We start from the raw sequence: 22881 nt of genomic DNA on the forward strand, positions 1-22881 counted from the left end.
ACGTTTCGTCCGATCCCCCCTACGCTGACCCGATGACGCGAATCGCCGCTGTGCACGGAGTGCTGCCGCCCCACCGGTACGCGCAGAGCGAGATCACCGACGCACTCGCGACCGTCTGCCTGCCGAGCGGCGGCGACGGCGGCGCCGACCGTACCGACCGCGCCGTGCTGGACCGGCTGCACCGCAGTGCCGCGGTCGGCACCCGCCACCTGGCGCTGCCGCTGGAGCGCTACGTCGAGCTGGGCGGCTTCGGCCAGGCCAACGACCTGTTCATCGAGCACGGGCTGCGCCTGGGCGAGCAGGCGGTGCGCGGCGCACTCGACCGGGCCGGGATCGCCCCGCACGAGGTGGACCTGGTGATCTCCACCTCCGTGACGGGCATTGCCGCGCCCTCGCTGGAGGCCCGGTTGGCCGGGCGGATCGGCCTGCGGCCCGACGTGAAGCGGGTGCCGGTCTTCGGCCTGGGCTGCGTGGCCGGCGCGGCGGGCCTGGCCCGGCTGCACGACTACCTGGAGGGCCACCCCGGGCAGGTCGCGGTGCTGCTCTCGGTCGAGCTGTGCTCGCTGACCCTGCAACGCGGCGACGCGCGTGCGGCGAACCTGGTGGCCGGCGCGCTGTTCGGGGACGGCGCCGGCGCGCTGGTCGCCGTCGGCCGCGACCACCCGCGCCACGGCGAGAACAGCGGGTACGCCGGGCCGACCGTCTCGGCCACCCGCAGCCGCCTCTACGCCGGCACCGAGCGCGCGCTCGGCTGGGACATCGGCGACACCGGCTTCCGGATCGTGCTCGGCGCCGAACTGCCGGAGCTGGTCCGGCTGCACGTCGGCGAGGAGGTGCGCTCCTTCCTCGCCGAACACGACCTGAAGCCGCCGGACGTCACCGGCTGGGTCTGCCACCCCGGGGGCCCCAAGGTGCTGGACGCGTTGCAGGAGACGCTCGGCCTGGACGCCGGGGCGCTGGGGCCGACCCGGAGCTCGCTGGCGCGGGTCGGCAACCTGTCCTCCGCCTCGGTCCTGCACATCCTGTCCGACATCCTCACGCCGGGCCCACCGCCGCCCGGAACACCCGGCCTGATGCTGGCGATGGGCCCGGGCTTCTGCTCCGAGCTCGTCCTGCTGCGCTGGTAGGCCGCCGCGATGACCGCGTACCTGCTGCTGATCGTCCTGGTCGCCCTCGAACGCCTGGCCGAACTGGTCGTCGCCCGCCGCAACGCCGCCTGGAGCCGTCGGCGCGGCGGTGTCGAGTACGGCCGCGGGCACTACCCCGTGATGGTCCTGCTGCACACCGCCCTGCTAGCGGGCTGCCTGGCCGAGGTCCGGCTCGCCGGCCGCCCGTTCCTGCCCGCGCTCGGCTGGCCGATGCTGGCCCTGGCGCTGGCCGCCCAGGCGCTGCGCTGGTGGTGCATCTCCGCGCTGGGACCGCGCTGGAACACCCGGGTCATCGTGGTGCCCGCGCTGCCGCTGGTGACGGCCGGTCCGTACCGGCTGCTCAGCCACCCCAACTACCTCGCCGTCCTGGTCGAGGGCGCGGCGCTGCCGCTGGTCCACACGGCCTGGCTCACCGCGACCTGCTTCACGCTGCTCAACCTGCCGCTGCTGGCCGTCCGGCTGCGCTGCGAGAACGCGGCCCTGCTGCACTGCGTGGCCGCGTGATCGACCTGCTGATCGTCGGGGGCGGCCCCGCCGGTCTCGCCACTGCGATCCACGCCGCCCGGGCCGGCCTGGCGGCGGTGGTGCTCGAACCGCGCCCCGCCCCGATCGACAAGGCCTGCGGCGAGGCGCTGATGCCCGCCGCGGTGCTCACCCTGGCCGAGCTCGGGGTCGCCGTCGAGGGCCACCCGCTGCGCGGCATCCGCTACCTGGACGGGCGCCGGTGCGCCGAGGCGCTGTTCCGGCGCGGGCCCGGCCTGGGCGTGCGGCGCACCGCGCTGCACCGGGCGCTGTCCGAGCGCGCGGCCTCGCTCGGCGTGCCCGTGCTGCCGGTCAAGGCCGGGCCGGTCCGGCAGGACGGCCGCAGCGTCAGCGCCGCCGGCCTGACCGCCCGCTACCTGGTGGCCGCCGACGGCCTGCACTCGCCGATCCGCCGCGCGCTGGCCCTGGACCGCCCCGACCCGCGCCCGCCCCGGTACGGCCTGCGCCGCCACTTCGCGCTGGCGCCCTGGACGGACCGCGTCGAGGTGCACTGGTCCGCCCGGTCCGAGGCCTACGTCACCCCGGTCGCCCCCGGGCTCACCGGCGTGGCCGTCCTCACCGGCGACCGCGCGCCCTTCCCCGAGCAGCTGGCCGCCTTCCCCGCCCTGGCCGAGCGCCTGCGCGCGGCCCCGGCCGGCCCGGTCCGCGGCGCCGGGCCGCTGCGCCAACCGGTCAGCGCCCGCGTCGCCGGGCGCGTCCTGCTGGTCGGCGACGCTGCCGGCTACCTCGACGCGCTCACCGGCGAGGGCATCTCGCTCGCCCTCACCACCGCCGGCCAGCTGGTGCGCTGCGTCCTCGCCGACCGTCCGAACGCATACGAACGAGCCTGGCGCCAGGCCTCCCGCCGCCACCGGCTGCTCACCGGCACCCTGCTCGCGATCCGCTCCCACCCGCAGGCGGCCCGCCAGATCGTCCCCACCGCCGCCCTGCTCCCGCCGCTCTTCGCCGCCCTGGTCAACCGCCTCGGCTGAGAGCCCGAGTGGGCGCCATCCCACCGGGTAGGCGAACAGAATGAGACCCGTGGACCCACCCCCCGCGGCCGGCCGCACCACCCTCTGGGTGCTGGCCCTGCTCACCGCGGCGGCACTCGCCATCGACGCGTACGTGCACGCCGACCTGGCCGCACGCTATGACCCGATCAGCTCCAACATCAGCCAGGGCGACCTCTTCCGGATCGAGGCCGGAGCCGCCTCACTGGGCGCCCTGCTACTCCTGCTGCGCCCCGCCTCCCGCCTCACCTGGGCCTTCGCCGTCCTCGTCCTCACCAGCGCACTGGGCGCGATCATGCTCTACCGCTACGTGAACGTCGGCACCCTGGGCCCGCTCCCCAACATGTACGAGCCCATCTGGTACCGCGAGAAGACCTTCGCCGCCGTAGTCGAAGCCATCGGCACCGCCACCGCCCTGACCGGCCTCACCCTCTCCGTCCTGCACCGCCACCGCCCCGCACTTCACCGCACCTGAGGGCCCCTGGGGGGAGCAGTCCGCCCGGCCCCAGCGCTCAGCTGTTCGGCGTCAGCGTGTAGCGGACGGTCATCGCCTGGATGAGCCCGTCGCGGAAGACGAAGGTGTCGACCCCGTCCTCGGCCCGGTTGGCGTCGGAGTCGGCGGCCCACTCCAGATAGAGGATGTCGCCCCCGAAGTTCTGGGTCTTCAGCTCCCACCGAGCCCTGGGGAGGTCCGCGAACAGCTGCGCGAACGCCTCCCGCACACCCTCCCGCCCGTGCTTCACCCCGGCTGCCGTGATGAAGACCGCGTCCTCGGCGAAGTTCTCCAGGATCCTGTCGAGATCCTCGGTGCGAAGCGCCTTCCCGTGGTCCTGGAAGGTCTCCTGCGGGGTGCGGGACGCGAGGTTCTCCATCGATGCTGCCCTTCCTGACCCGGGACCGGCCTCACACCGGCGCTGCGGCAACGATATCTGAGGCGATGTCAGCATGGGTGCGACGAAGTTCCGCACGCTCAGCTGCACCGCACGCATATCCAGAGGAGCCCCGCATGGACCATCAGGACGTCGACACGGCTGTCGCAGAGTTGCTGAAGGTGCTCGGCCCGCATACTGCCGAGGATTGGTCGGTACCGGCAGGTCCACTGGAGTGGAGTTGCCGGGAGACAGCGGCGCACATCGGGCACGACCTGCTGGCCTACGCAGGGCAAGTGGCCGCCCGTCCCGCTGACTCCTATCTCCCGTTCGACCTGAACGTCCGCCCCACTGCCTCGCCGGCTGAGGTACTGCAGACGGTCACCGCCTGCGGCCGGCTCCTCAGCTGCGTATTGGCCACAGCCGCGCCGACTTTGCGTGCCTGGCACTGGGGTCCCTGCGATCCCGAGGGTTTCGCAGCAATGGGGGTTGCCGAAACCTTGCTGCACACCTACGACATCACGAGGGGACTGGCCGTGGACTGGCTGCCGCCGGCTTCGCTGAGCGCGGCCGTACTCGACCGGCTGTTCCCCGACGCCCCGCCTGGAGACCCCGTCCAGGTCCTTCTCTGGTGCACCGGCCGCGGGGAGCTGGACGGTTTTCCCCGCCGAACCTCGTGGATGTGGAAAGCAGCGCGATCCGACTGATCGCACTCACTCGGCGAGACCGAGAAGTCGGCAGGGTCGACTTCTCCTGCGTGCGACGAGGTGCCCACGGAAGCCCGCTGCCCGCCGCGTCCCGGGGTGGCGGGCGGGGCGGGCAGCGGGTGGGGGAGCGGGGTCAGCTGATCGGCTTGTCCAGGACGGCCTTGGTGTGGCTGAAGGTGTCCATCGAGTACTCGCCGTGGTAGCGGCCCATGCCGCTCTCGCCGACGCCGCCGAAGGGGAGGTCGGGGATGGCGAGGTGGGAGACGGGGAGGCCGAAGGCGAGGGCGCCGGAGGAGGTCTCCTCGGTGAGGCGGTGCTTGGTGTGCTCGGACTCGGTGAAGGCGTAGAGCGCGAGCGGCTTGTCGCGGTCGTTGACGAAGGCGATGGCGGCGTCGAGGTCGGGGACCGCGATGATCGGCAGGATCGGGCCGAAGATCTCCGCCTTCATCACCGGGGCGTCGGGGGAGACGTCGGCGAGCACGGTCGGGGCGAGGTAGCGCGTCGCGCGGTCGTGGGCGCCGCCGGTGACGGTGCGGCCGTCGTCCAGCAGGGCGGCGAGGCGGTCGAAGTGCCGCTCGTTGACGATCCGGCCGTACGCCGGGCTGGCGGCCGGGTCGTCGCCGTACAGCGCGTGCACGGCGGCGGCCAGGTGCGGCTCCAGCGCGGTGGCGGTGTCGCCGATGGCGAGGACGTAGTCGGGGGCCACGCAGGTCTGGCCGGCGTTGAGGAACTTCCCGCGGACGATCCGCTGGGCGGTGGCGGCCAGGTCCACGCCGGGTTCGACCACCACCGGGCTCTTGCCGCCGAGTTCCAGGGTGACGGGGGTGAGGTGCTGCGCGGCGGCGGTCATCACGATCCGGCCGACCGTGCCGTTGCCGGTGTAGAAGATGTGGTCGAAGCGCTCGGCGAGCAGCGCGGTGGTCTCCGGGACCGCGCCCTCGACCACGCTGACGACCTCCGGGGCCAGGTAGCGCGGGAGCAGCTCGGCCATCGCGGCCGAGGTGGCCGGGGCCAGCTCGCTGGGCTTGACGACGGCGGTGTTTCCGGCCGCCAGCGCCCCCACCAGCGGGGCGAGGGCCAGCTGCAGCGGGTAGTTCCACGGCGCGATGACCAGCACCACGCCGAGCGGGTCGCGCACCACCCTGGCGGCGGCCGGCAGGAAGGCGTCCGGGACGGGGGCGGGCTTGGGGCGCAGCCACTCCTGGAGGTGCTGCACGGTGTGGTCGAGCTCGTTGAGGGTGAAGCCGATCTCGGTGCGGTACGCCTCGGCCGGGCTCTTGCCCAGGTCGGCGTGGAGGGCCTGCTGGAAGGTCTCGGCCTGCTCGGTGAGCAGCGACCGCAGGGCGGCCAGCTGCTGGAGCCGCCAGGCGAGCGGCTTGGTGCGGCCGGAGTCGAAGGTGGCGCGCAGATCAGCGACGGTGGTGGCGATGGGGGTGGTCATCAGGTGCTCCAGGAGGGTCGGTCGGTCAGACCTGCGCGGGGACGGCGTCGTCGGCGGGCGTGCTCGCCGCGACCGGGGCGGAGGCGCCGAGCGGGCGGTGGTGCTTGCTCAGACCCGCCAGGGCGACCACGACGGCGAGCAGCAGCGCTCCGGCGGCGATCACAAAGCTCAGCGTGAACTGGCTCTCCGCGGGCAGCGCCACGCCGAGCTTGGGGTAGCTGATCATCTTGGAGGCGAGCAGCGAGGTGACGACGGCGCTGGCGATCGAGCTGCCGACCGAGCGGGAGATGGAGTTGATGCCGTTGGCGATGCCGGTCTGGTGCAGCGGGACGCTGGCCGCGATGAGGGCGGGCATCGCCGCGTAGCCGAAGGAGATGGCGATGCCGGTGAGCATGCCCGCGATGATCACCGCGGGGCTGGAGCCGTGGCCCCACGCCAGCCAGGCGAAGCCGGCCACGCCGATCAGGGCGCCGATCGCCAGGACGAACCGGGCGCCGATCCGGTGCACCAGCCTGCCGCCGAGCGGGGCCGCGGCGAGCGAGATCAGCGCGCTGGGCAGCAGGTACTCGACCGAGGCGCGCAGCACGGAGGCGGTGAAGCCGTATCCGGCGAGCCGCTCCGGCACCTGGACCAGGTAGGAGATGCCGATGAACTGGGCGAACGAGGCGAAGCCGACGAAGAGTCCGGCCAGGTTGGTGAAGAGCACCTGGCGGTGGACGAACATCCGCATGTCCACCAGCGGGTTGGCGACGCGCAGTTCCACCAGCACCCAGACCGCGGCCGTCACGACCGCGCCGACCAGGCAGCCGATGATCCGGCCCGAGCTCCAGCCCCACTCGTGGCCCTGCGAGATGCCGAGCAGCAGCAGGACCAGGAAGACGGCCAGGGTGAGGGCGCCGAGCACGTCGATCCGTCCACCGGTGGGCGAGCCGCCGTGCGGGACCAGGACGGCGACGGCGGCCAGCGCGAGCAGGGTCAGCGCGGTGGAGAACCAGAAGACCAGGTGGTAGTTGGGGTTGCTGCCCTGGGTGAGCAGACCGGTGGCCACCAGCGAGAGGCCGCTGCCGAACGCGAGGGTGCCGCTGACCAGGGCCATCGCCCCGTGCAGCTTCTCGTGCGGGACCTCGTCGCGGATCACCGAGAGGGCGAGCGGGAAGATCGCGGTCGCGGAGCCCTGGAGCACCCGGGCGATGATCAGCAGGGTCAGTGAGGTGGTGGTGGCCGCGAGCACCGAGCCGACGACCATGACCCCCAGCACCGCGACGAGCGTGCGCTTCTTGCCGAACTGGTCGCCGACCCGGCCGAGCAGCGGGGTGAAGACGGCGGCGGAGAGCAGGGCCGCGGTGGTCACCCAGCTGACGCCGGCAGCGCCGGTGTGCAGTTCGCGCTGGAGCAGCGCGAGGATCGGGACGACCTGGGTCTGCGCCATGGCCACGACCATCGCGGCGAGTCCGAGCGCGAGGATCAGAGGGGTGCTGCCGCCTTCCTTGGTGCTGGATCTCGGCGCTGCGTGGGTCGGGGAGTGGCTCATGGCGGTCCTGCGGTCCTTCCGGGAGGGCCCTGCCGGGTGCGGCGTGGGCCTGAGGCTTGAGAGGGTAGAAGGTTGATGTCCTCAAGCAATGAAATGAAGGTAGTCCTCGATAGTTGATGATGTCAAGCAGTCGCCTACACTGGGGGCATGACCCCGACCACACCCGCCCCCGTCACTCCGTCGCCCGTCCAGCTGATGGACCAGCTCGCCCAGGCCGCGGCCGGCTACTACCGCGCCTTCGCCACCGTTGCCGCCGAGCGCGGGCTGACCCTCATGCAGGGCAAGATGCTCAGCCTGCTGCGCCGGCCGATGCCGATGCGGACCCTGGCCGACCTGCTGGCCTGCGACGCCTCCAACGTGACCGGCATCGTCGACCGGCTGGAGGCGCGCGGGCTGGCCCGCCGCGAGGTCGACCCCGCCGACCGGCGGATCAAGAACGTGGTGCTGACCGAGCAGGGCGAGGAGACCGTCCGGGCGATCCGCGCGGAGCTGATGTCCAGCCTCACCGGCCTGGAGCAGCTGGACGACGAGGAGCGGCGGACCTTCCAGGAACTGCTGGTGCGGGTCTTCCCCCTGGTCGGCTAAAAGCGTGGGGGCCCTGTCGCGGCGGCCGCCCGGCGGCTACCCTCGCTGCCATGACCGGGCTACTCACCAGTACCGCCAGCGTCACCCACCGCACCTGCCCGCTCTGCGAGGCGACCTGCGGTCTGACCGTCACGGCCACCCCGGCCGCGGACGGCGGCCCGCCCGCGATCGCGGTCCGCGGCGACAGCCAGGACCCGTTCAGTCGCGGCTACCTCTGCCCCAAGGGCGTCGCGCTCGGCCAACTGCACGACGACCCCGACCGGTTGCGCACCCCGCTGATCCGGCGCGGCAGCAGCTGGACCGAGGTCGGCTGGGACGAGGCCTTCGCCGAGGCGGGCCGGCTGCTGGCGCCGCTGGTCCGCGAGCACGGCCGGGACGCCGTCGCCGTCTACCTCGGCAACCCGACCGTCCACAACCACGCGGCCTCGCTCTACACCCGGGTGCTGGTCCAGGCGCTCGGCACCGGCTACCGGTTCAGTGCCAGCACGGTCGACCAGATGCCCAAGCAGGTCGCCTCCGGCCTGATGTACGGGACCGATCTGTCGATCGCCATCCCGGACGTCGACCGGACCGACTACCTGCTGATCCTGGGCGCCAACCCGCTGGTCTCCAACGGGAGTCTGCTCACCGCCCCCGACCTGCCCGGACGGCTGCGCGCGCTGCGCCGGCGTGGCGGACGGCTGGTGGTGGTCGACCCGCGCCGCACCCGGACCGCCGAGGCCGCCGACGAGCACCTCGCGATCCGCCCCGGCACCGATGCGCTGCTGCTGGCCGGCCTGGCCCACACCCTGCTGGCGGAGGGCCTCGCCGACCTCGGCCAGGCCGCCCCGCACGTCACCGGTCTGGCCGAACTGCGCGCCGCCCTGGAGCCGTTCACCCCCGAGGCGATCGCCGCGGCGACCCGGATCGAGGCCGCGACGGTCCGCCGGCTGGCCCGCGAGCTCGCCGCTGCCCCCAGCGCCGCCGTCTACGGCCGGATCGGCACCACCACCACGGCCTTCGGCACCGCCGCCAGCTGGCTGGTGGACGTCGTCAACACGCTGACCGGCAACCTGGACCGCCCCGGCGGGGTGCTGTGGCCCGAACCCGCCACCGGCTCGCCCAACACCACCGGCGAACCCGGCCGCGGCCGAGGTGTCCGGGTGCCCGGCTCGCGACGCACCCGGGTGCGCCAACTGGCCAGCGTCTTCGGTGAGTTCCCGGTCGGCGCGCTCGCCGAGGAGATCGACGTACCGGGCCCTGGCCGGCTGCGCGGCCTGATCACCTTCGCCGGGAACCCCGTCCTCTCCACCCCCAACAGCGCCCGACTCGGCGCCGCGCTGGCCTCGTTGGACGCGATGGTCAGCATCGACGCCTACCTCAACGAGACCACCCGGCACGCCCATGTGCTGCTGCCCGCCGCCTCACCGCTCGCCCGCAGCCACTACGACCTGGTCTTCACCGGCTTCGCGATCCGCAACACCGCCAAGTACTCGCCGCCCAGCCTCCCGCTCGGGGAGGGCGAGTTGGACGAGTCCGAGGTGCTGCTCCGGCTGGCCTGCACCGCGCTGGGCGGCGGCCTGAGCCCGGACGAGCTGGACGATCTCACGGCGGCCGAAACCGCCCGCCGGCTGGCCGCCGACCCCTCCTCGCCCGCGTACGGCGCCGACCCGGTCGAGCTGCTGGCCGCCGTCGCCCACCGTCGCCGCCAGGACCGGTTGCTCGACCTGCTGCTGCGCGGCGGCCCGTACGGCGACGGCTTCGGCGCCAAGCCGGAGGGCCTCAGCCTGGACGCGCTGCTGGCCGCCCCGCACGGCCTGGACCTCGGCCCACTGCGCCCCCGGCTGCCCGGCGTGCTGCGCACCCCGAGCGGCAGGGTGGAACTCGCCCCGCCCCAACTGCTCGCCGAGGCACGGCGGTTGGCCGACCACCTGGCCGAGCTCACGGCCACGCCGGCGGGTGGGCTGCTGCTGGTCGGCCGACGTCAGCTGCGCTCCAACAACTCCTGGATGCACAACGTCCAGTTGCTCGCGGGCGGCAGCAACCGCTGCACGCTCCAGCTCCACCCGGCCGACGCCGAGCGGCTCGGCATCACCGACGGCGCCCCGGTCACCGTGCGCTCCCGGGTCGGCGAGCTGCTCGCGAACGCCGAGGTCACCGACACCCTCGCCCCCGGGGTGGTCAGCCTGCCGCACGGCTGGGGCCACGACGGCCCCGGCACGCGTGCCGCGGTGGCCGCCCGCGAACCCGGCGTCAACAGCAACCTGCTGACCGACGAGCAGCCGCTGGACCCGCTGTCGGGCACCGCGGTGCTCAACGGCATCCCAGTAGAGGTGCTGCCCGCTCAGCGGGCCTAGCTTAGCTAGTACGCGCTGTCGTAGGTGTAGAAGCGGGTGTGGTCGAGCAGGGCGGCCGGTGCGATGTCGTTCCAGGGCTTCATGGTGTCGTTGAGGCCCACCACGTCCTGGGTGTGGTCGGCGGGAAGGTAGCCCTGGTCGGGGTGGCGGGTCTGCCAGGCGGCCCAGAGGCGGTCGATGAAGCAGTGGTGCAGCCAGAAGGCCGGGTCGTTGGGGGACATGCCGCTGCTCATGTTCCCGCCGATCCAGACGTGCACCCGGTTGTGCAGGTTGACGCCCCGCCAGCCCTCCAGGTTGTTGCGGAAGCCGTCGGAGGAGCTGTTCCACGGCGGCGTGTCGTAGTCGGACAGGGCCAGCACGCTGTCCACGTCCGCCCTGGTCGGCAGGTCGGCGACGCCGGCGCCGAGCGAGCGCAGCAGGTAGTTGCGGTTGTCCGGGCTGACGGTGATCGTCCACTTGCCCGCGCCGAAGGCGAACGGACCGGTGGTCACCTGGCCGTCGCTGCTGCGCCCGTCGCCGCCGAGGAAGTCCGCTCCCCAGATCGAGGCGTCCGCGGTGCGGTCCGTGGTCCAGTCCCAGTAGGGCAGCGTCACGGTGGGGTCGATCGCCTGCAGCGCCTGTTCGAACTGGAGCAGGAACCGGCGGTGCCAGGGGAGGAAGGACGGCGACCGGTGGCCGGTCCGCTCGCCGTCGTCGGTGTCGCTCATGATGAAGGAGTTGTGCGTGGAGACGAAGGTGTCGTAACCGCCCTGGCGCTTGAGTTCGAGCACGGCGTTGACGAACGCGCGCTTCTCCTGGGCCGTCAGGGTCGCCTGGTTCTTGCGCACTGCCATGGGTCCTCCGGTGAATGGTTGGTAAGGGTGAGAGGTCAGACGGAGATCGGGACGAGCGCGGCGCCGCGCAGCTCGTTGACGGCCGAACGGGCCAGTGCGCGCGGCGTGCTGAAGGTCCGGTAGTGGTCGATCACGCTGATCCAGGTGCCGTCGGCGTTGCGCATCATGTGCAGCTCCTGGCCGTCGATCAGCACCTGGTAGCCCGTCCCGGCGCCGCCGCCGTGGTGGTGGCCGCCGGCGGCCATCGGCATGCCCTGGATGCGGCGCTGCTGGAAGACCTCGTCGAAGCTGTCGTCGGCCTCCAGGCCTGCGGCCGCGGTGGGCGCGGCGCCGGGGCCGGTGAGGCCGAGGACGGCGGTCGCGGTGGCGGCGGTCAGGGCCACCGCGGCGCCCTGGAGCATCCGGCGACGGGTGAGATCGGTGCTGGTGGTGGTCCGTTCGGACATGGCTGTGCCCCCTGGTGTGTTGTGCGGAACCTGCTCCCCCGGTCGACCGATCGCCAACAGACGCTCCTGGCATGCGAGTTGGAGAACTCAGCGGCCGTGCGTGTTCGATCGGTCGTTCGGGTCCATTCCTATCAGGTGTGGTGAAGAAGTGAACGTGAGTGATCGGATGTGAGCGAAGTGACGGATGTTTCTGGCCAGCGACGGTTGAGAGCTGCATTGTTTGCCAACGTGAGAACTTCTGTGAAAGGGCTGCTCCAGGCCAAGAGGCGGTAAATGTTGTGCCATGGGCGCTCCGCAACCGCAAAGTCTGCGGTCTTGACGGGTTCCTTGTGACCGCCCTTACGCCCCGAGGATGGCGCGATGCGTGCGCGACAGCGGCTCTGACCGGCGCAGGCCGTTCGGCTCGCGCGCCAGGTACACGCCCCCTGAGCCGTTGTCAGTCCTGCCTGGTACTTATGAGGTGCCCGAACCGAGGGGAGAGCCGCCATGACGTACGGAGCACCGACCACCCATGTGGTCGACCTGACCGACCGCCAGGCGCTGCGGCAGTGGCGCCCGGCCGCCCCCGAGGTGCTGGCCGAGGCGCACCGCCTGAAGGAGGCCGCGCTGCTGGACTTCGGCCTGACCGAGTCCGCCGTCGCCTCCTGGCTCTACACCAAGTGCCACCACCAGCTGGCCACCACCGCCGTCGACACCGCCGCGGTGGTCGCCTCGGGGGACGGCAGCTGCCTGCTGCTCTACAACCCCGACTTCTTCCTCGCGATCGGCCTGGCCGGGGTCAAGTTCGTGCTCTTCCACGAGGCCCGGCACCTGATCCAGCGCCACCTGCTGGCCGATCCCGAGCTGCGCGCCGACCCGGTGTTCAAGCTGGCCGCCGAGGTGACCATCAACCACGTCGCGCTGACCAGGCTCGGCCAAGGCACTGAACTGCCGCAGCGCGAGGGCGAGCCGGTCGGCATCGATCCGCGCGAGATCCACCTGCTGTACCAGGCCGACCTGGCCGAGCAGGGCCTGGCGCCCGTCGACTACGCCGCCTTCGTGGACACCGACCAGAGCGTCTACGGCGAGCTGAAACGGATGAAGAACCCGCCGGTGCCGGCCGAGCGCTGCCTGCACCTGCACGGCGACGGTCTGCCCGCGGACCAGGAGACGATCGACCAGGTCGGCTCGTCCGTGCTGCTCAACGCCCTGCTCGCGGCCCGCCGGGGCCATCGCGGTGCCGAACAGGAGCTGCTCGACCTGATGCACCGCACCGAGGGCGCCTCCGACCGGACGGCCGCGCTCTGGGGCAGGCTCGGGGCCGGGCTGCTGCGCGGGCAGACCACCCGCACCGGGCGGGTCGACTGGTGGCAGCGCTGGCTGGTGGACGTGCTGGCGAGCAAGCTGAGCGAGGGCGAGCGGCTGGTCTACCCGAAGAAGCGCGGAGCGCTGCTCGCGGCTCTCGGCCATCCGCCGATGCTCTCGCGGCGCGGTCCGGTGCGGCAGAAGGTGCTGGTCATCGCCTACGACACCTCGGGGTCGATGCCGGACACGGTCATCGACTGGCTGACCGAACTGGTCGGCCGGATCGACGGTGTCGAAGCGCACTGGCTCTCCTTCGACGCCGTCGTGATGCCGTTCCGCCCCGGCGAGCGGGTCTACGGCGGGGGCGGTACCAGCTTCCAGGCGGTGGTCGACTACGTCGAGGGCCGTTCCGCGAGCGGCGAGGGCAAACGGTTCGAGGAGAGCCCGGACGCCGTCATCATGCTCACCGACGGCTACGCACCGCCCGTCACCCCGGCCGACCCGGATCGGTGGATCTGGCTGATCACCGACGGCGGCACCGACTGGCCCGACCACCACCACCCGCAGATGGCCTGCCACCGCGTCACCACAGGAGCAGCAGCATGACCAGCACCGCAGCCCCGGCCGCAGCCCCGGCCCGGCCCTGGCGGGCCACCGCGACCTACCCGGTCCCGCCCGAGGGCTGGACGGGTGGCTCGCGCCTGGAGTCGTTCATCGACGCGATGATCGCGCTGGGCCAGACCGGGCAGATCTTCGGCGAGCACGGCATCGGGAAGACCTCCACCTTCCACACGCACCTGGCCGCCGCCCACCCGGGCGTCCAGCTGGTCGTGGTCCCGGCCGCCAACCTCACCCCCGACGACCTGCTCGCCAACGCCCCCGTCCGGGACGAGGCGACCGGCGCGCTGGTGCTGCGCCAGCTGGTGATGAGCCAGTTGAAGCCCGGGCGCCCGTTCGTGCTGCTGATCGACGACTCGCTGCAGGCAGGCGACACCATCCAGTCCCAGCTGATGCAGATCGCCTGCAACTGGACGCTGGGCGAGTACGACCTGCGGGCGCTGGGCTGCGTCGGGGTCTTTCTCACCGACAACGAGTCGCTGGCCGAAACCAGCGCGCGGCGCAGCGACCTCGCCATCCTGGACCGGATGGTGACCATCAGGATCACCGCCAACGACACCGGCTGGCGCAAGGCGCTCGCCGCCCGCCACCCGGACTGGGACCTCAAGCCGGTCTTCGCGCTCTGGGCCGCGCTCACCCCGACCGTCCGCGAGCTGCTCTCCCCGCGCACCCTGGAGCACGTGCTCGCCAACGCGCGCGAGGAGTTCCCGCTGGTCTGGGGCCTGCCGCTGGTCAACGGCGAACGGCTGCGGCTGGCCGAGCCCGGTGCCTCCGGCGCCCCCGGACCGGACCGGACGCACGAGATCCTGGACCGGATCGCCGCCGCGATCGGCGTCCGCAACCCCACCCGGATCGCCGACCCGGTGCGCCGGGTGCTGCGGGCGGCGCTGGCCAACCGCTGGGCCGTCCTGCTCCAGGGCCCGCCCGGCTGCGGCAAGACCGAGCTGGTACGCCAGCTGACCCGGGAGGGCCTGGGCCGCGAGCCGCTCTACTTCTCGATGCCGGTCACCAACGTCGAGGACCTCTGCGCGCCGATCCCCACCCCCGACGGCGCCCTGGAGAACCTGCTCGCCGTCAACTTCACCGGCTCCGAGCCGAAGGCGATCATCTGGGACGAGTACAACCGCCCCAAGGACAGGGCGGCCTTCGCCAAGCTGATGGAGATCACCCAGGAGTGGTCGATCGCCGGACACCGGATCGAGGGTCTGCGCGCGCAGGTCGCGTTGCAGAACCCGCCCTACCACCTGGGCCGCAAGCTGCTGGTGTCCCGCAACAACATCGCCCAGGCCACCCGCTTCACCGCCTCGCTGGACGTCGACCCGGCCGACATCCCGGCCAACGAGTGGCTGATAGCCCGCTACGGACCGGTCGCCGAGACGGTCCTGGAGTGGTGGAAGAACGACCTGGACGAGGAGGGGCGCGGCTGGATCACCAAGCGCACCATGGAACGGCTGATCAAGCTGCACCAGCACGGCCTACCGTTGCAGATGGGCACCGTCTACCTGGGGGACGGCGAGTACGCCCCGGTCTCGCTCACCGCGCTGACCGACCGGCTGGCCGACCGCCCGGTGACCGGGCTACAGGAGATCGCCGCCGCCGTCGACGTCTGGGAGAGCAGGCTCCAGCGGGCCGCCGAGCTCTCCAGCGAGGGCGGGAACGACACCGACCTGGTCCACCAGGCCATCGCCAACGCCGAGTTGTCGCAGCTGCGCAAGCACCGCGAGGAGGTGAGCAGGCTGGTCCACCGGCTGCCGGCGAAGCTGCGCTCGACCTACCTGGTCGGCGCGACCGCGGAGCAGCAGCGCTTCTGGATCGAGCTCTTCGCCACGCTGCCGAAGGCGAAACGTGCCGCTGCGCGTCAGTGAGTGGGTCGCGGCGCCACCGGCGGCACCTCTGGTCCGCTTACCATGCCGCCTCGCGGTAGTCCTTGAGGAAGACCCCGGCCACCGGATCCCCCGCCTCGCCGCGGACGATCGGGTCGTAGACGCGGGCGGCGCCGTCGACGATGTCCAGCGGCGTGCGCACGCCGCGCGCGGCGATCCGCGCCTTCTTCGGCGCCGGGTTCTCGTCGGTGATCCAGCCGGTGTCGACGGCGCACATGTGCACGCCCTGCGCAGCGAGTTCGGCCGCGCTGGTGCGGGTGAGCATGTTGAGCGCGGCCTTGGCCATGTTGGTGTGCGGGTGCCCGGCCGTCTTGTTGCGCACGGCGAACCGGCCCTCGACGGCGGTGACGTTGACGATGTAGCGGTTCGGATGCGGGGCGGCCAGCAGCAGCGGCAGCAGCCGGTCGCAGAGCAGGGCCGGGGCCAGCGCGTTGACCAGCTGGGTCTCCAGCACCTCGGCCGGGTCCAGCGCGCCGAGCCGGACGGACCAGGAGTTTTCGGCGGCGGTGTCCGGCAGCAGCCCGGCCTCGTCCGGCTCCTCCGGTGCGTCCGCCACTGCGCTGAGCCGGCCGGACGGCCCACCGGGGGCCAGCTCGGCGGCCGGCCAGGCGGTCGTCAGCGCGGGCATCGGCCGGAAGCCGGGCGCGTGCGAGACGGCGCGGCTTCCGGCCGGGAGCGCGGCGTGCTCGCCGGCGGCCAGCAGGGCGTAGGAGCCGGGCGGTCGGCGCAGCGTCTGGGCGGCGTTGTTGACCAGGATGTCGAGCGGGCGCCCCTCGGCGCGCAGGCGCTCGCAGAGCCCGAGCACCTGGCGCGGATCACGCAGGTCGATGCCGACCACGGTGAGCCGGTCCAGCCACTTCTCGCTGCCGGGTGCGGCCTGGAAGCGGCGCACGGTGTCGTGCGGGAAGCGGCTGGTGACGATCAGTTCGACGCCGTCCCGGAGCATCATCAGCGCCAGCTGGAAGCCGATCTTGACCCGTCCGCCGGTGAGCAGTGCGCGGCGGCCCCGCAGGTCGGTGGAGAGCGCCCGGCGCGCGGTGTTGTCGCGCGCGCAGGGCGGGCAGAGCGCGTGGTAGAAGCCGTCGACCTGCCGGTAGAACGACTTGCAGACGTAGCAGCGGCGCGGGCGCAGGAACTCGCCCACCGGCTCCGGCGCCGAGGGCAGCGCCAGCGGCGCGTCCTCCCGACGGTCCGAGCCGCCGGTGGCGGTCGCCGCTATCAGCGCCGCGTCCGCGTCGGCGGCCGCGGCGCGGCGGTCCCTGCGGCGCTGGTGGCGGCCCTCGCGGACCAGCGCCTCGGCGACCCGCTCGGCCCGCAGCCGCACCGGATGGTCGGCCGGCAGCTCGCGCAGCCGGCCTACGGTACGTGAGTAGGCGGCGAGTTCCTCGTCCGTCACCTCGGCGTGCTGCACTGCCTCTCCCCGCGTCCGCCCTGCCTGGTGGTCCCGGCCGGATTCGAACCGGCGTACCCGACTTGCAAAGCCGGCGCGCCTGCCTCTGCGCTACGGGACCCTGGAAACCACGGATGCTAGCGGGTACCCCGGACCCCCACGGCGGCGGGTGCCTCGTCAGCTGATCGCGTGGATGGCCGTGCCGTCCGGGGCCAAGTCCTCGGCGAAGCGCCGCAGTACGGCGAAGTCCTCCGGCAGCAGGCCCAGTTTGGGGTCGACCCGGTGGAGGAGGGCGGGGCCCGGGTGGTGGTCGCGGACCCAGGCGCGGTCGGGCTCGCCGATCTCGTCGTCGACCCAGGCGAACGGCCGGCCTGCCGCCCACGCGACGATCTCGGGGGTCTTCCAGAACACCCCGCCCTCCGGCGTCGGGCGCGGTACGGACCAGGCGATGAACGGGAGTTCGGGCAGGCCGAGGACCGGGGACACGTACGCGTTGGCCTCCTCCTCCCAGGTGGTCGCCCACACCAGGTCGAAGGGCAGCGCCGCGAGGGCCGGCCCGTGGTCGGGGTTGAGCCACACGCGCAGCGGTCTCGGCCGGCTCTCGGGTATGTCCCAGGCGGCGAGGCGTCGTTGCTCGGCGGCCACCCAGCGCGGCGTCAGCAGGCGGTGGGTGCGGTATCCGGCGGGGCGGCGCTGCGGCTTCGCGGCATACGGGTTCAGCGGGCCGTCCACGTCCAGCAGGAGGAGGGGGCGCTGCGGCGGAGAGGGGGCGGTCATGTTCTGAAAGTACCGCGCATGATCCAGCTCTGGACGGCTCGCACCGGCACCCAGTATCCTGCACCAGTGACAGCAATTGCAAGCCATAGCCCACCAGTTGGAACGTTATCAGGTAACGACCCCTTTGCGCAAGCCCGTTGCGGCCATCTCTTCGAACCCCTGACGAAAGGCTCTCCCATGACGACCTCGCAGACGACCACCACCGCTGCTGCCGCGGGCACTTGGCGACTCGGTGACCTGACCGTCAACCGGATCGGCTTCGGGGCGATGCGGCTGACCGGCAGTGGCGCCTTCGACCGGGGCGTGCCGAGTGACCGCGACCGGGTGATCGGTGTGCTGCGCCGTGCCGTCGAACTGGGCGTCAACCACATCGACACGGCGGCCTTCTACTTCTCCTCGCTGCGCTCCGCCAACGAGTTGATCAACCGCGCGCTGGCGCCCTACCCGGACGACCTGGTCATCACCACCAAGGTCGGGCCCGGCCGCGACCCGTCCGGTGAGTGGCTCTGGGCCGCACCCGAGCAGCTGCGCGGCCAGGTCGAGGAGAACCTGCGCCAGCTGGGCCGCGACCACCTGGACGTGGTGAACCTGCGCCGGATCGGGGTCGAGCCGATCGCTGAGCACTTCGGCGCGCTGGCCGAGCTGCGCGAGGCCGGGCTGATCCGCCATCTGGGCCTGTCCAACGTCGGGCCCGAGCACCTGGCCGAGGCCCAGGCCATCGCGCCCGTGGTCTGCGTGCAGAACCGCTACAGCCTCGAGTCGCGCACGGCGGGCTCCGAGGAGCTGCTGCGGATCTGCGCGGAGCAGGGCATCGCGTTCGTCCCGTTCTTCGCCATCGCCGGAGACGGCCGCGAGGGCGGCGCGTCCGCCGCCCAGGCCGACGCGGTCCTCGCTGTCGCCCGCGCGCACGGCGCGACGCCCGCGCAGGTCCGGCTGGCGTGGACGTTGCACCGCGGCCCGCACGTGCTGGCCATCCCGGGCACCGGCAACCCCGACCACCTGGTCGACAACGTGGCGGCCGGCGCGCTGCGGCTCTCGGCGCAGGACCTGGCCCTCCTCGAACCACTCGGTGAGCCGGCCGCGCAGTAGTCGAGAGGGCAGCCCGGTCGGGAGCCAGTCAGGTGACGGCACCGTCCCAGCTCTGGCAGAACCGACCGGGTGCGCGGAAAATGGGCGCGAAGGGCCTGCCGGTGAGGTCTTCCGCCCGGACGGCCGGGGTGTCGTGCGAGTGAGGTGGGTCCCTGTGTCGAATCCCTCCGGTGATCGCGGGTCAGCCACGGGGATGCTCGCCCCTGGATCGGGCGCGGGGGAGAAGGGGCTCAAGACCGGTGCGCTGGGCCTGTTCTCCTCGGTGGCGATCGGGCTGGCCTCCACCGCACCGGCGTACAGCCTGGCGGCCACGCTCGGTCTGATCGTGGTGGGCGTGGGCCTGCAGGCCCCGATCATCACGATCCTGGCGTTCATCCCGATGCTGCTGATCGCCTTCGCCTACAAGGAGCTCAACGCCGCCGACCCCGACTGCGGGACCACCTTCACCTGGGCGGCGCGGGCGTTCGGCCCGCGCACCGGCTGGATGGGCGGCTGGGGCATCGTCATCGCCGACATCATCGTGATGGCGAACCTGGCGCAGATCGCCGGTATCTACGGCTTCCGGCTGATCGGCCTCGACTCGCTGGCCGGCAACAAGACCTGGACCACCCTGGCCGGGGTGGTGTGGATCATCGTGATGACGGCGATCTGCTACGTCGGCATCGAGATCTCGGCGGCCCTGCAGCGCTGGCTGCTCTGCGTCGAGGTTCTGATGCTGCTGCTGCTCTCCGTCACCGCCCTGGCCAAGGTCTACGGCGGCTCGCCGCCCGCCACCGCGATGCACATCTCGGGGTCCTGGTTCAACCCGTTCAACGTCGGCTCGGCCAGCGCGCTGACCAGTGGCATCCTGGCGGCCGTCTTCATCTACTGGGGCTGGGACACGGCGGTCTCCGTCAACGAGGAGACCGCCGACAGCGCGCGGACGCCGGGCCGGGCCGCGGTCATCTCCACCGTCCTGCTGCTGGTCATCTACGCCCTGGTCGCCACCTCGGCGCAGGCCTTCGCCGGTGTCGGCACCAAGGGGATCGGGTTGGCCAACGCCGACAACTCCGGCGACGTGCTCTCGGGCCTGGGCAGCGCGGTCTTCGGCGACAAGGGCCTGGGATGGTTCCTCACCAAGCTGCTGATCTTCATGGTGCTGACCTCGTCCGCCGCCTCCACCCAGACCACCATCCTGCCGACCGCCCGCACCACCTTCTCGATGGCCGCGCACAAGGCGATCCCCGAGCAGTTCGCCCGGGTGCACCGCCGCTTCCTCACCCCGACCTGGTCGACCGTGGTGATGGGTCTGGCCTCGATCGCGTTCTACGTGCTGCTGACGGTGATCAGCGGAAACGTGCTGGCCGACTCGATCGCCTCGGTGGGCCTCGGCATCGCCTTCTACTACGGCCTGACCGGCTTCGCCTGCGTCTGGTACTTCCGCCGCCAGCTCACCCGCAGCTTCCGGGACTTCATGATCAAGGGGCTGCTGCCGCTGCTCGGCGGGCTGATCCTGCTGTACTTCTTCTGCTACGCCGCCTTCGACGTGTACGCGAAGCCCGACTACGGCACGACCTCGGTGGACCTGCCGATCTTCGGGAGGACCGGCGGGGTGACGGTCATCGGTCTGGGCGCCCTGCTGCTCGGTGTGGTGCTGATGCTGGTCCAGTGGGCGGTGCAGGGCTCCTGGTTCCGCGACCCGGACGTCCCGGTCAGCGCCGCGGCCCGCGACGAGCCCTGACCCCTCCTCGCCGTGTCAGCGCTGTGTCAGTCGGATATCAGCGGCGACCGGCAGGATAGGTCCTGTGAACGGGACGGGAAACCGGACCGGGAACAGGGAGAGGTGCCCGGAGCGGTTTATCGGGGATCGGAGCCTTGGCTCTGATCGGGTCCCAGTGGCCCACGCAGGTTCGAATCCTGCCTTCTCCGCAAAAGATATTACCGTCGTATTCTGTGTGAAATAGTGCGTGCCGTATTTCTGTCGTGCGTATAGAGAAGTTCTAGTACGCTGGCCCAATGGACGCCGAGTCGGTTCTGCTTTCGATTTTCACCGCGGAGGGCAGGGAGAATCCCTATCCTCCGTTGGCCGAACTCCGACGGATCAATCCGGTATATGACAATCCGATGGTCGGGACGTCCTTTCTGACGAGATTCGCCGACTGTCAGGCGGTCCTGGCGAGCTCCGACTTCCTGGTGCCCGATCTGGAGTGGTGTGAGCGGGAGCTGCCGGAATGGCGGGAGCATCCGGCGGCGGATTTCTTCTACACGTCGATGCTCGGCAGCAACGGCGCGCGGCACGAGCGCTTGCGGCGGCTGGTCGCCGCGGCGTTCACCCCGCGCCGGGTGGCCGGGTTGCGGGCGACGGTGGAGAAGATCAGTGCGGAGCTGCTCGACGGGTTCGCCGACGCACTCGCGGGCGGGGGGACGGCCGACTTCCAGGATCTGGTCGGGTATCCGCTGCCGGTGGCGGTGGTCGGCGAGCTGATCGGGGTGCCGCGCGGGGACCAGGCGCAGTTCCGGGCGCTGGGTCAGGGGGCCAGCCGGCTGCTGGAGCCGGTGCGGACGGTGGAGGACTGGGCGCGGGCGGACCGGGCGGTGGCGGCGCTGCGCGAGTACTTCGCCGGGCTGCTGCGCGAGCGGCGGGTCTCTCCGGCCGACGATCTCGCCTCGGCCCTGCTGCTGATGCGCGACACCGACCAGGGCCGGCTGAGCGAGCGTGAGCTCGTGGACACGCTGATCCTGGTCTTCGTCGCCGGGTTCGAGACCGCGACCGGCATGCTCGGGCTGACGGTCTTCGCGCTGCTGACCCATCCCGACCAGGCCGCGCTGGTGCGGGAGGATCCCGGGCTCGCGCCCGCCGCCGTCGAGGAGTCGCTGCGCTGGGACGCCCCGGTGCTGATGACCGAGCGGATCGCCGCCCGGCCGGTGGAGGTCGGGGGCGTGGCGATCCCCGCCGGGGGGAGTGTGACCACCGTGCTCGGCGCGGCGAACCGCGACCCCGCGCGGCACCCCGAGCCGGATGCGTTCACCGTGCGGCGGCCGGACGTCAGGGTGCTGAGCTTCAGCGCGGGGGCGCACTACTGCCTCGGCGCGGCACTGGCCCGGGTGGAGGGCGCCGTCCTGATCGGCCAACTGCTGTCCCGCTTCCCGGGTCTCGGGCAGGCCGGGCAGCCGGTGCGGCGCGCCAGCATCGGCCTGCGCTCCTTCGACGTGCTTCCGCTGGCCCGCGCCGGGTGAGCGGGCGAGCCCCGACCGGCCCGCACCACCGTTCTTCGAAGGGATTGCCCGTGAACTTCCTGCACTGCGAACGGTCCGCGCTGGAGACCTTCATGCCCGGGCTGGACGCCGCGCTCGCCCGGTACCCGCTGGAGGAGTTGGAGCGGGCGCCCAGCCCGGCGATCCGCGAGTTCCGCGCGGCCGGCGGCCCCAAGCTGCTGGTGCCGGCGCAGAACGCCGGATCGGGTGCGACGGCGCTGCAGGCCGTCCGGGTGCAGCGCGCCGTCGGGGCGCGCTGCCCCTCGCTGGCGGTCGCCACCACCATGCACCACTTCTCGATCGCGGGTCTGGTGCAGGCCGCGACGTACGGCAGCGGCCTGGAGGGGCTGCTGCTGGAGGCGATCGCCAGGGACGGGATGCTGCTGGCCTCCGGCTTCGCCGAGGGCAACACCGGCCAGAACATCCTGCGTCCGCACATCACCGCCCAACGCCGCGGCGACCGCATCGTGTTGAACGGCAGCAAGATGCCCTGCAGCCTCTCGCGCTCGATGGACCTGCTGACCGCGTCCGTCGTGCTGAAGGACGAGGACGGGGTCGACCGCCTCGCCGTGGCCCTCGTCCCGGCTCGGACACCGGGCATCGAAGTGCGCCCGTTCTGGGGGACGCCGATCCTGGCCGGCGCGGAGAGCGACGAGGTGGTGCTGACCGAGGTCGAGATCGATCCGCAGATGCTGGTGCTCACCGACGTCACCGCCGACGGCGTGCCCGATGCGCTGAACGTGGCCGGGTTCCTCTGGTTCGAGCTGCTGTTGACGGCGGGCTACCTGGGGGTGGCCAGCGCGCTCGTCGAGCGGGTGCTCGCCCGGCCGGGCGGCGGGGGCGTCGATCCGACGCCGTTCACGGTGGACGTCGAGGCGGCAATGCTCGCCGTGGAGGGGGTCGCCCGCGCCATGGAGGGGGAGGAGTGGAGCGACAGGCTGCTGGTGGCCGCGCTGATGGCGAGGTACGCGGCGCAGGACGCCATCGCGCGCACCACCCGGACCTGCCTCGCGGCGCTCGGCGGCATGGCGTTCATCGGCTCGCCCGAGGGCAGCTACCTGGCCGCGGCCGCCGCCGGGCTCACCTTCCACCCGCCGTCCCGCAACCGGATGGCCGGTCCGCTGCGGGACTTCCTGGACGGCCGTCCGCTGCGGATCGGCTGAGCGGAGTGGAGCGTG

At 72.3% G+C, this 22881-nt stretch carries 20 protein-coding genes and 2 tRNA genes; 14 read left to right on the forward strand and 8 right to left on the reverse strand.

All coding sequences use genetic code 11. The features are described 5' to 3' along the window. Nucleotides 1-32 precede the first annotated feature (32 nt). From P3T37_RS02065 to P3T37_RS02080, 4 genes are read left to right on the forward strand one after another with little or no spacing between them, the layout of a single operon-like run. Entirely contained in the window at nt 33-1127 is a 1095-nt protein-coding gene (locus P3T37_RS02065; RefSeq protein WP_280721614.1) for a 3-oxoacyl-[acyl-carrier-protein] synthase III C-terminal domain-containing protein, read from the forward strand. Nucleotides 1128-1136: 9 nt separating this feature from the next. Next, nucleotides 1137-1652, forward strand: a complete 516-nt coding sequence (locus tag P3T37_RS02070; RefSeq protein WP_280721615.1) for an isoprenylcysteine carboxylmethyltransferase family protein — start codon at nt 1137-1139, stop codon at nt 1650-1652. Then, the gene (locus tag P3T37_RS02075; protein WP_280721616.1) at nt 1649-2662 is read left to right on the forward strand and encodes an NAD(P)/FAD-dependent oxidoreductase; all 1014 of its coding nucleotides are present in this window, start codon (nt 1649-1651) and stop codon (nt 2660-2662) included. Before P3T37_RS02070 ends, P3T37_RS02075 begins: the two co-directional genes overlap by 4 nt. A gap of 49 nt (nt 2663-2711) precedes the next feature. After that, nucleotides 2712-3155: a hypothetical protein gene (locus tag P3T37_RS02080; protein WP_280721617.1), complete on the forward strand. Its 444-nt coding sequence runs from the start codon at nt 2712-2714 to the stop codon at nt 3153-3155. Between the two features lie 37 nt (nt 3156-3192). Here the strand turns inward: P3T37_RS02080 and P3T37_RS02085 are convergent, their stop codons facing one another. After that, nucleotides 3193-3552 carry a nuclear transport factor 2 family protein gene (locus tag P3T37_RS02085; RefSeq protein ID WP_280721618.1) on the reverse strand — a complete coding sequence of 120 codons (360 nt, stop codon included), beginning with the start codon at nt 3550-3552 and terminating at the stop codon, nt 3193-3195. Nucleotides 3553-3686: 134 nt separating this feature from the next. Between P3T37_RS02085 and P3T37_RS02090 the strand changes: the two genes are divergently transcribed. Then, nucleotides 3687-4256 (forward strand): maleylpyruvate isomerase N-terminal domain-containing protein, encoded by a 570-nt coding sequence (locus P3T37_RS02090; RefSeq protein WP_280721619.1) that lies wholly within the window; start codon nt 3687-3689, stop codon nt 4254-4256. A gap of 133 nt (nt 4257-4389) precedes the next feature. On the opposite strand, the gene P3T37_RS02095 is transcribed toward P3T37_RS02090, so the two are convergent. Then, complete coding sequence (locus P3T37_RS02095) at nt 4390-5697, reverse strand: aldehyde dehydrogenase family protein (RefSeq protein ID WP_280721620.1); 1308 nt, start codon at nt 5695-5697, stop codon at nt 4390-4392. 25 nt (nt 5698-5722) lie between these two features. Continuing rightward, nucleotides 5723-7228: an MFS transporter gene (locus P3T37_RS02100; protein ID WP_280721621.1), complete on the reverse strand. Its 1506-nt coding sequence runs from the start codon at nt 7226-7228 to the stop codon at nt 5723-5725. 147 nt (nt 7229-7375) lie between these two features. Here P3T37_RS02100 and P3T37_RS02105 point away from each other — a divergent pair, with 147 nt between their 5' ends. Both P3T37_RS02105 and P3T37_RS02110 read left to right on the forward strand, forming a co-directional pair. Further along, on the forward strand, nt 7376-7813 hold the full coding sequence (locus tag P3T37_RS02105) for a MarR family transcriptional regulator (protein WP_280721622.1): 438 nt from the start codon (nt 7376-7378) through the stop codon (nt 7811-7813). Between the two features lie 50 nt (nt 7814-7863). Next, complete coding sequence (locus tag P3T37_RS02110) at nt 7864-10149, forward strand: molybdopterin-dependent oxidoreductase (RefSeq protein WP_280721623.1); 2286 nt, start codon at nt 7864-7866, stop codon at nt 10147-10149. A gap of 5 nt (nt 10150-10154) precedes the next feature. Here the strand turns inward: P3T37_RS02110 and P3T37_RS02115 are convergent, their stop codons facing one another. Next, nucleotides 10155-10982, reverse strand: a complete 828-nt coding sequence (locus P3T37_RS02115) for a tyrosinase family protein (protein ID WP_280721624.1) — start codon at nt 10980-10982, stop codon at nt 10155-10157. A gap of 35 nt (nt 10983-11017) precedes the next feature. Beyond that, nucleotides 11018-11428, reverse strand: coding sequence for a tyrosinase cofactor (locus P3T37_RS02120; protein WP_280721625.1), 411 nt, complete (start codon nt 11426-11428; stop codon nt 11018-11020). A gap of 486 nt (nt 11429-11914) precedes the next feature. Between P3T37_RS02120 and P3T37_RS02125 the strand changes: the two genes are divergently transcribed. Next, nucleotides 11915-13318 carry a hypothetical protein gene (locus P3T37_RS02125; protein ID WP_280721626.1) on the forward strand — a complete coding sequence of 468 codons (1404 nt, stop codon included), beginning with the start codon at nt 11915-11917 and terminating at the stop codon, nt 13316-13318. Continuing rightward, complete coding sequence (locus P3T37_RS02130) at nt 13315-15195, forward strand: AAA family ATPase (protein WP_280721627.1); 1881 nt, start codon at nt 13315-13317, stop codon at nt 15193-15195. Before P3T37_RS02125 ends, P3T37_RS02130 begins: the two co-directional genes overlap by 4 nt. Nucleotides 15196-15232: 37 nt before the next feature. Here P3T37_RS02130 and P3T37_RS02135 read toward each other — a convergent pair whose 3' ends face one another. The 3 genes from P3T37_RS02135 to P3T37_RS02145 form a co-directional block, all read right to left on the reverse strand. Continuing rightward, entirely contained in the window at nt 15233-16624 is a 1392-nt protein-coding gene (locus P3T37_RS02135) for an SDR family NAD(P)-dependent oxidoreductase (protein WP_280721628.1), read from the reverse strand. A gap of 25 nt (nt 16625-16649) precedes the next feature. Beyond that, nucleotides 16650-16724: transfer RNA gene (locus P3T37_RS02140), tRNA-Ala, on the reverse strand. Between the two features lie 56 nt (nt 16725-16780). Beyond that, nucleotides 16781-17380, reverse strand: a complete 600-nt coding sequence (locus P3T37_RS02145; protein ID WP_280721629.1) for a hypothetical protein — start codon at nt 17378-17380, stop codon at nt 16781-16783. A gap of 177 nt (nt 17381-17557) precedes the next feature. Here P3T37_RS02145 and P3T37_RS02150 point away from each other — a divergent pair, with 177 nt between their 5' ends. From P3T37_RS02150 to P3T37_RS02170, 5 genes are all read left to right on the forward strand, one after another. Further along, nucleotides 17558-18469 carry an oxidoreductase gene (locus tag P3T37_RS02150; RefSeq protein ID WP_280721630.1) on the forward strand — a complete coding sequence of 304 codons (912 nt, stop codon included), beginning with the start codon at nt 17558-17560 and terminating at the stop codon, nt 18467-18469. 193 nt (nt 18470-18662) lie between these two features. Then, nucleotides 18663-20189, forward strand: coding sequence for an APC family permease (locus P3T37_RS02155; RefSeq protein ID WP_280721631.1), 1527 nt, complete (start codon nt 18663-18665; stop codon nt 20187-20189). A 96-nt stretch (nt 20190-20285) separates the two neighbouring features. After that, nucleotides 20286-20377 (forward strand) — tRNA-OTHER (locus tag P3T37_RS02160). Between the two features lie 195 nt (nt 20378-20572). After that, complete coding sequence (locus tag P3T37_RS02165) at nt 20573-21685, forward strand: cytochrome P450 (RefSeq protein ID WP_280721632.1); 1113 nt, start codon at nt 20573-20575, stop codon at nt 21683-21685. A gap of 50 nt (nt 21686-21735) precedes the next feature. Further along, entirely contained in the window at nt 21736-22866 is a 1131-nt protein-coding gene (locus P3T37_RS02170) for an acyl-CoA dehydrogenase family protein (protein WP_280721633.1), read from the forward strand. Nucleotides 22867-22881 lie beyond the last annotated feature (15 nt).

This window comes from Kitasatospora sp. MAA4 (genome assembly GCF_029893355.1).
Lineage (GTDB): Bacteria > Actinomycetota > Actinomycetes > Streptomycetales > Streptomycetaceae > Kitasatospora.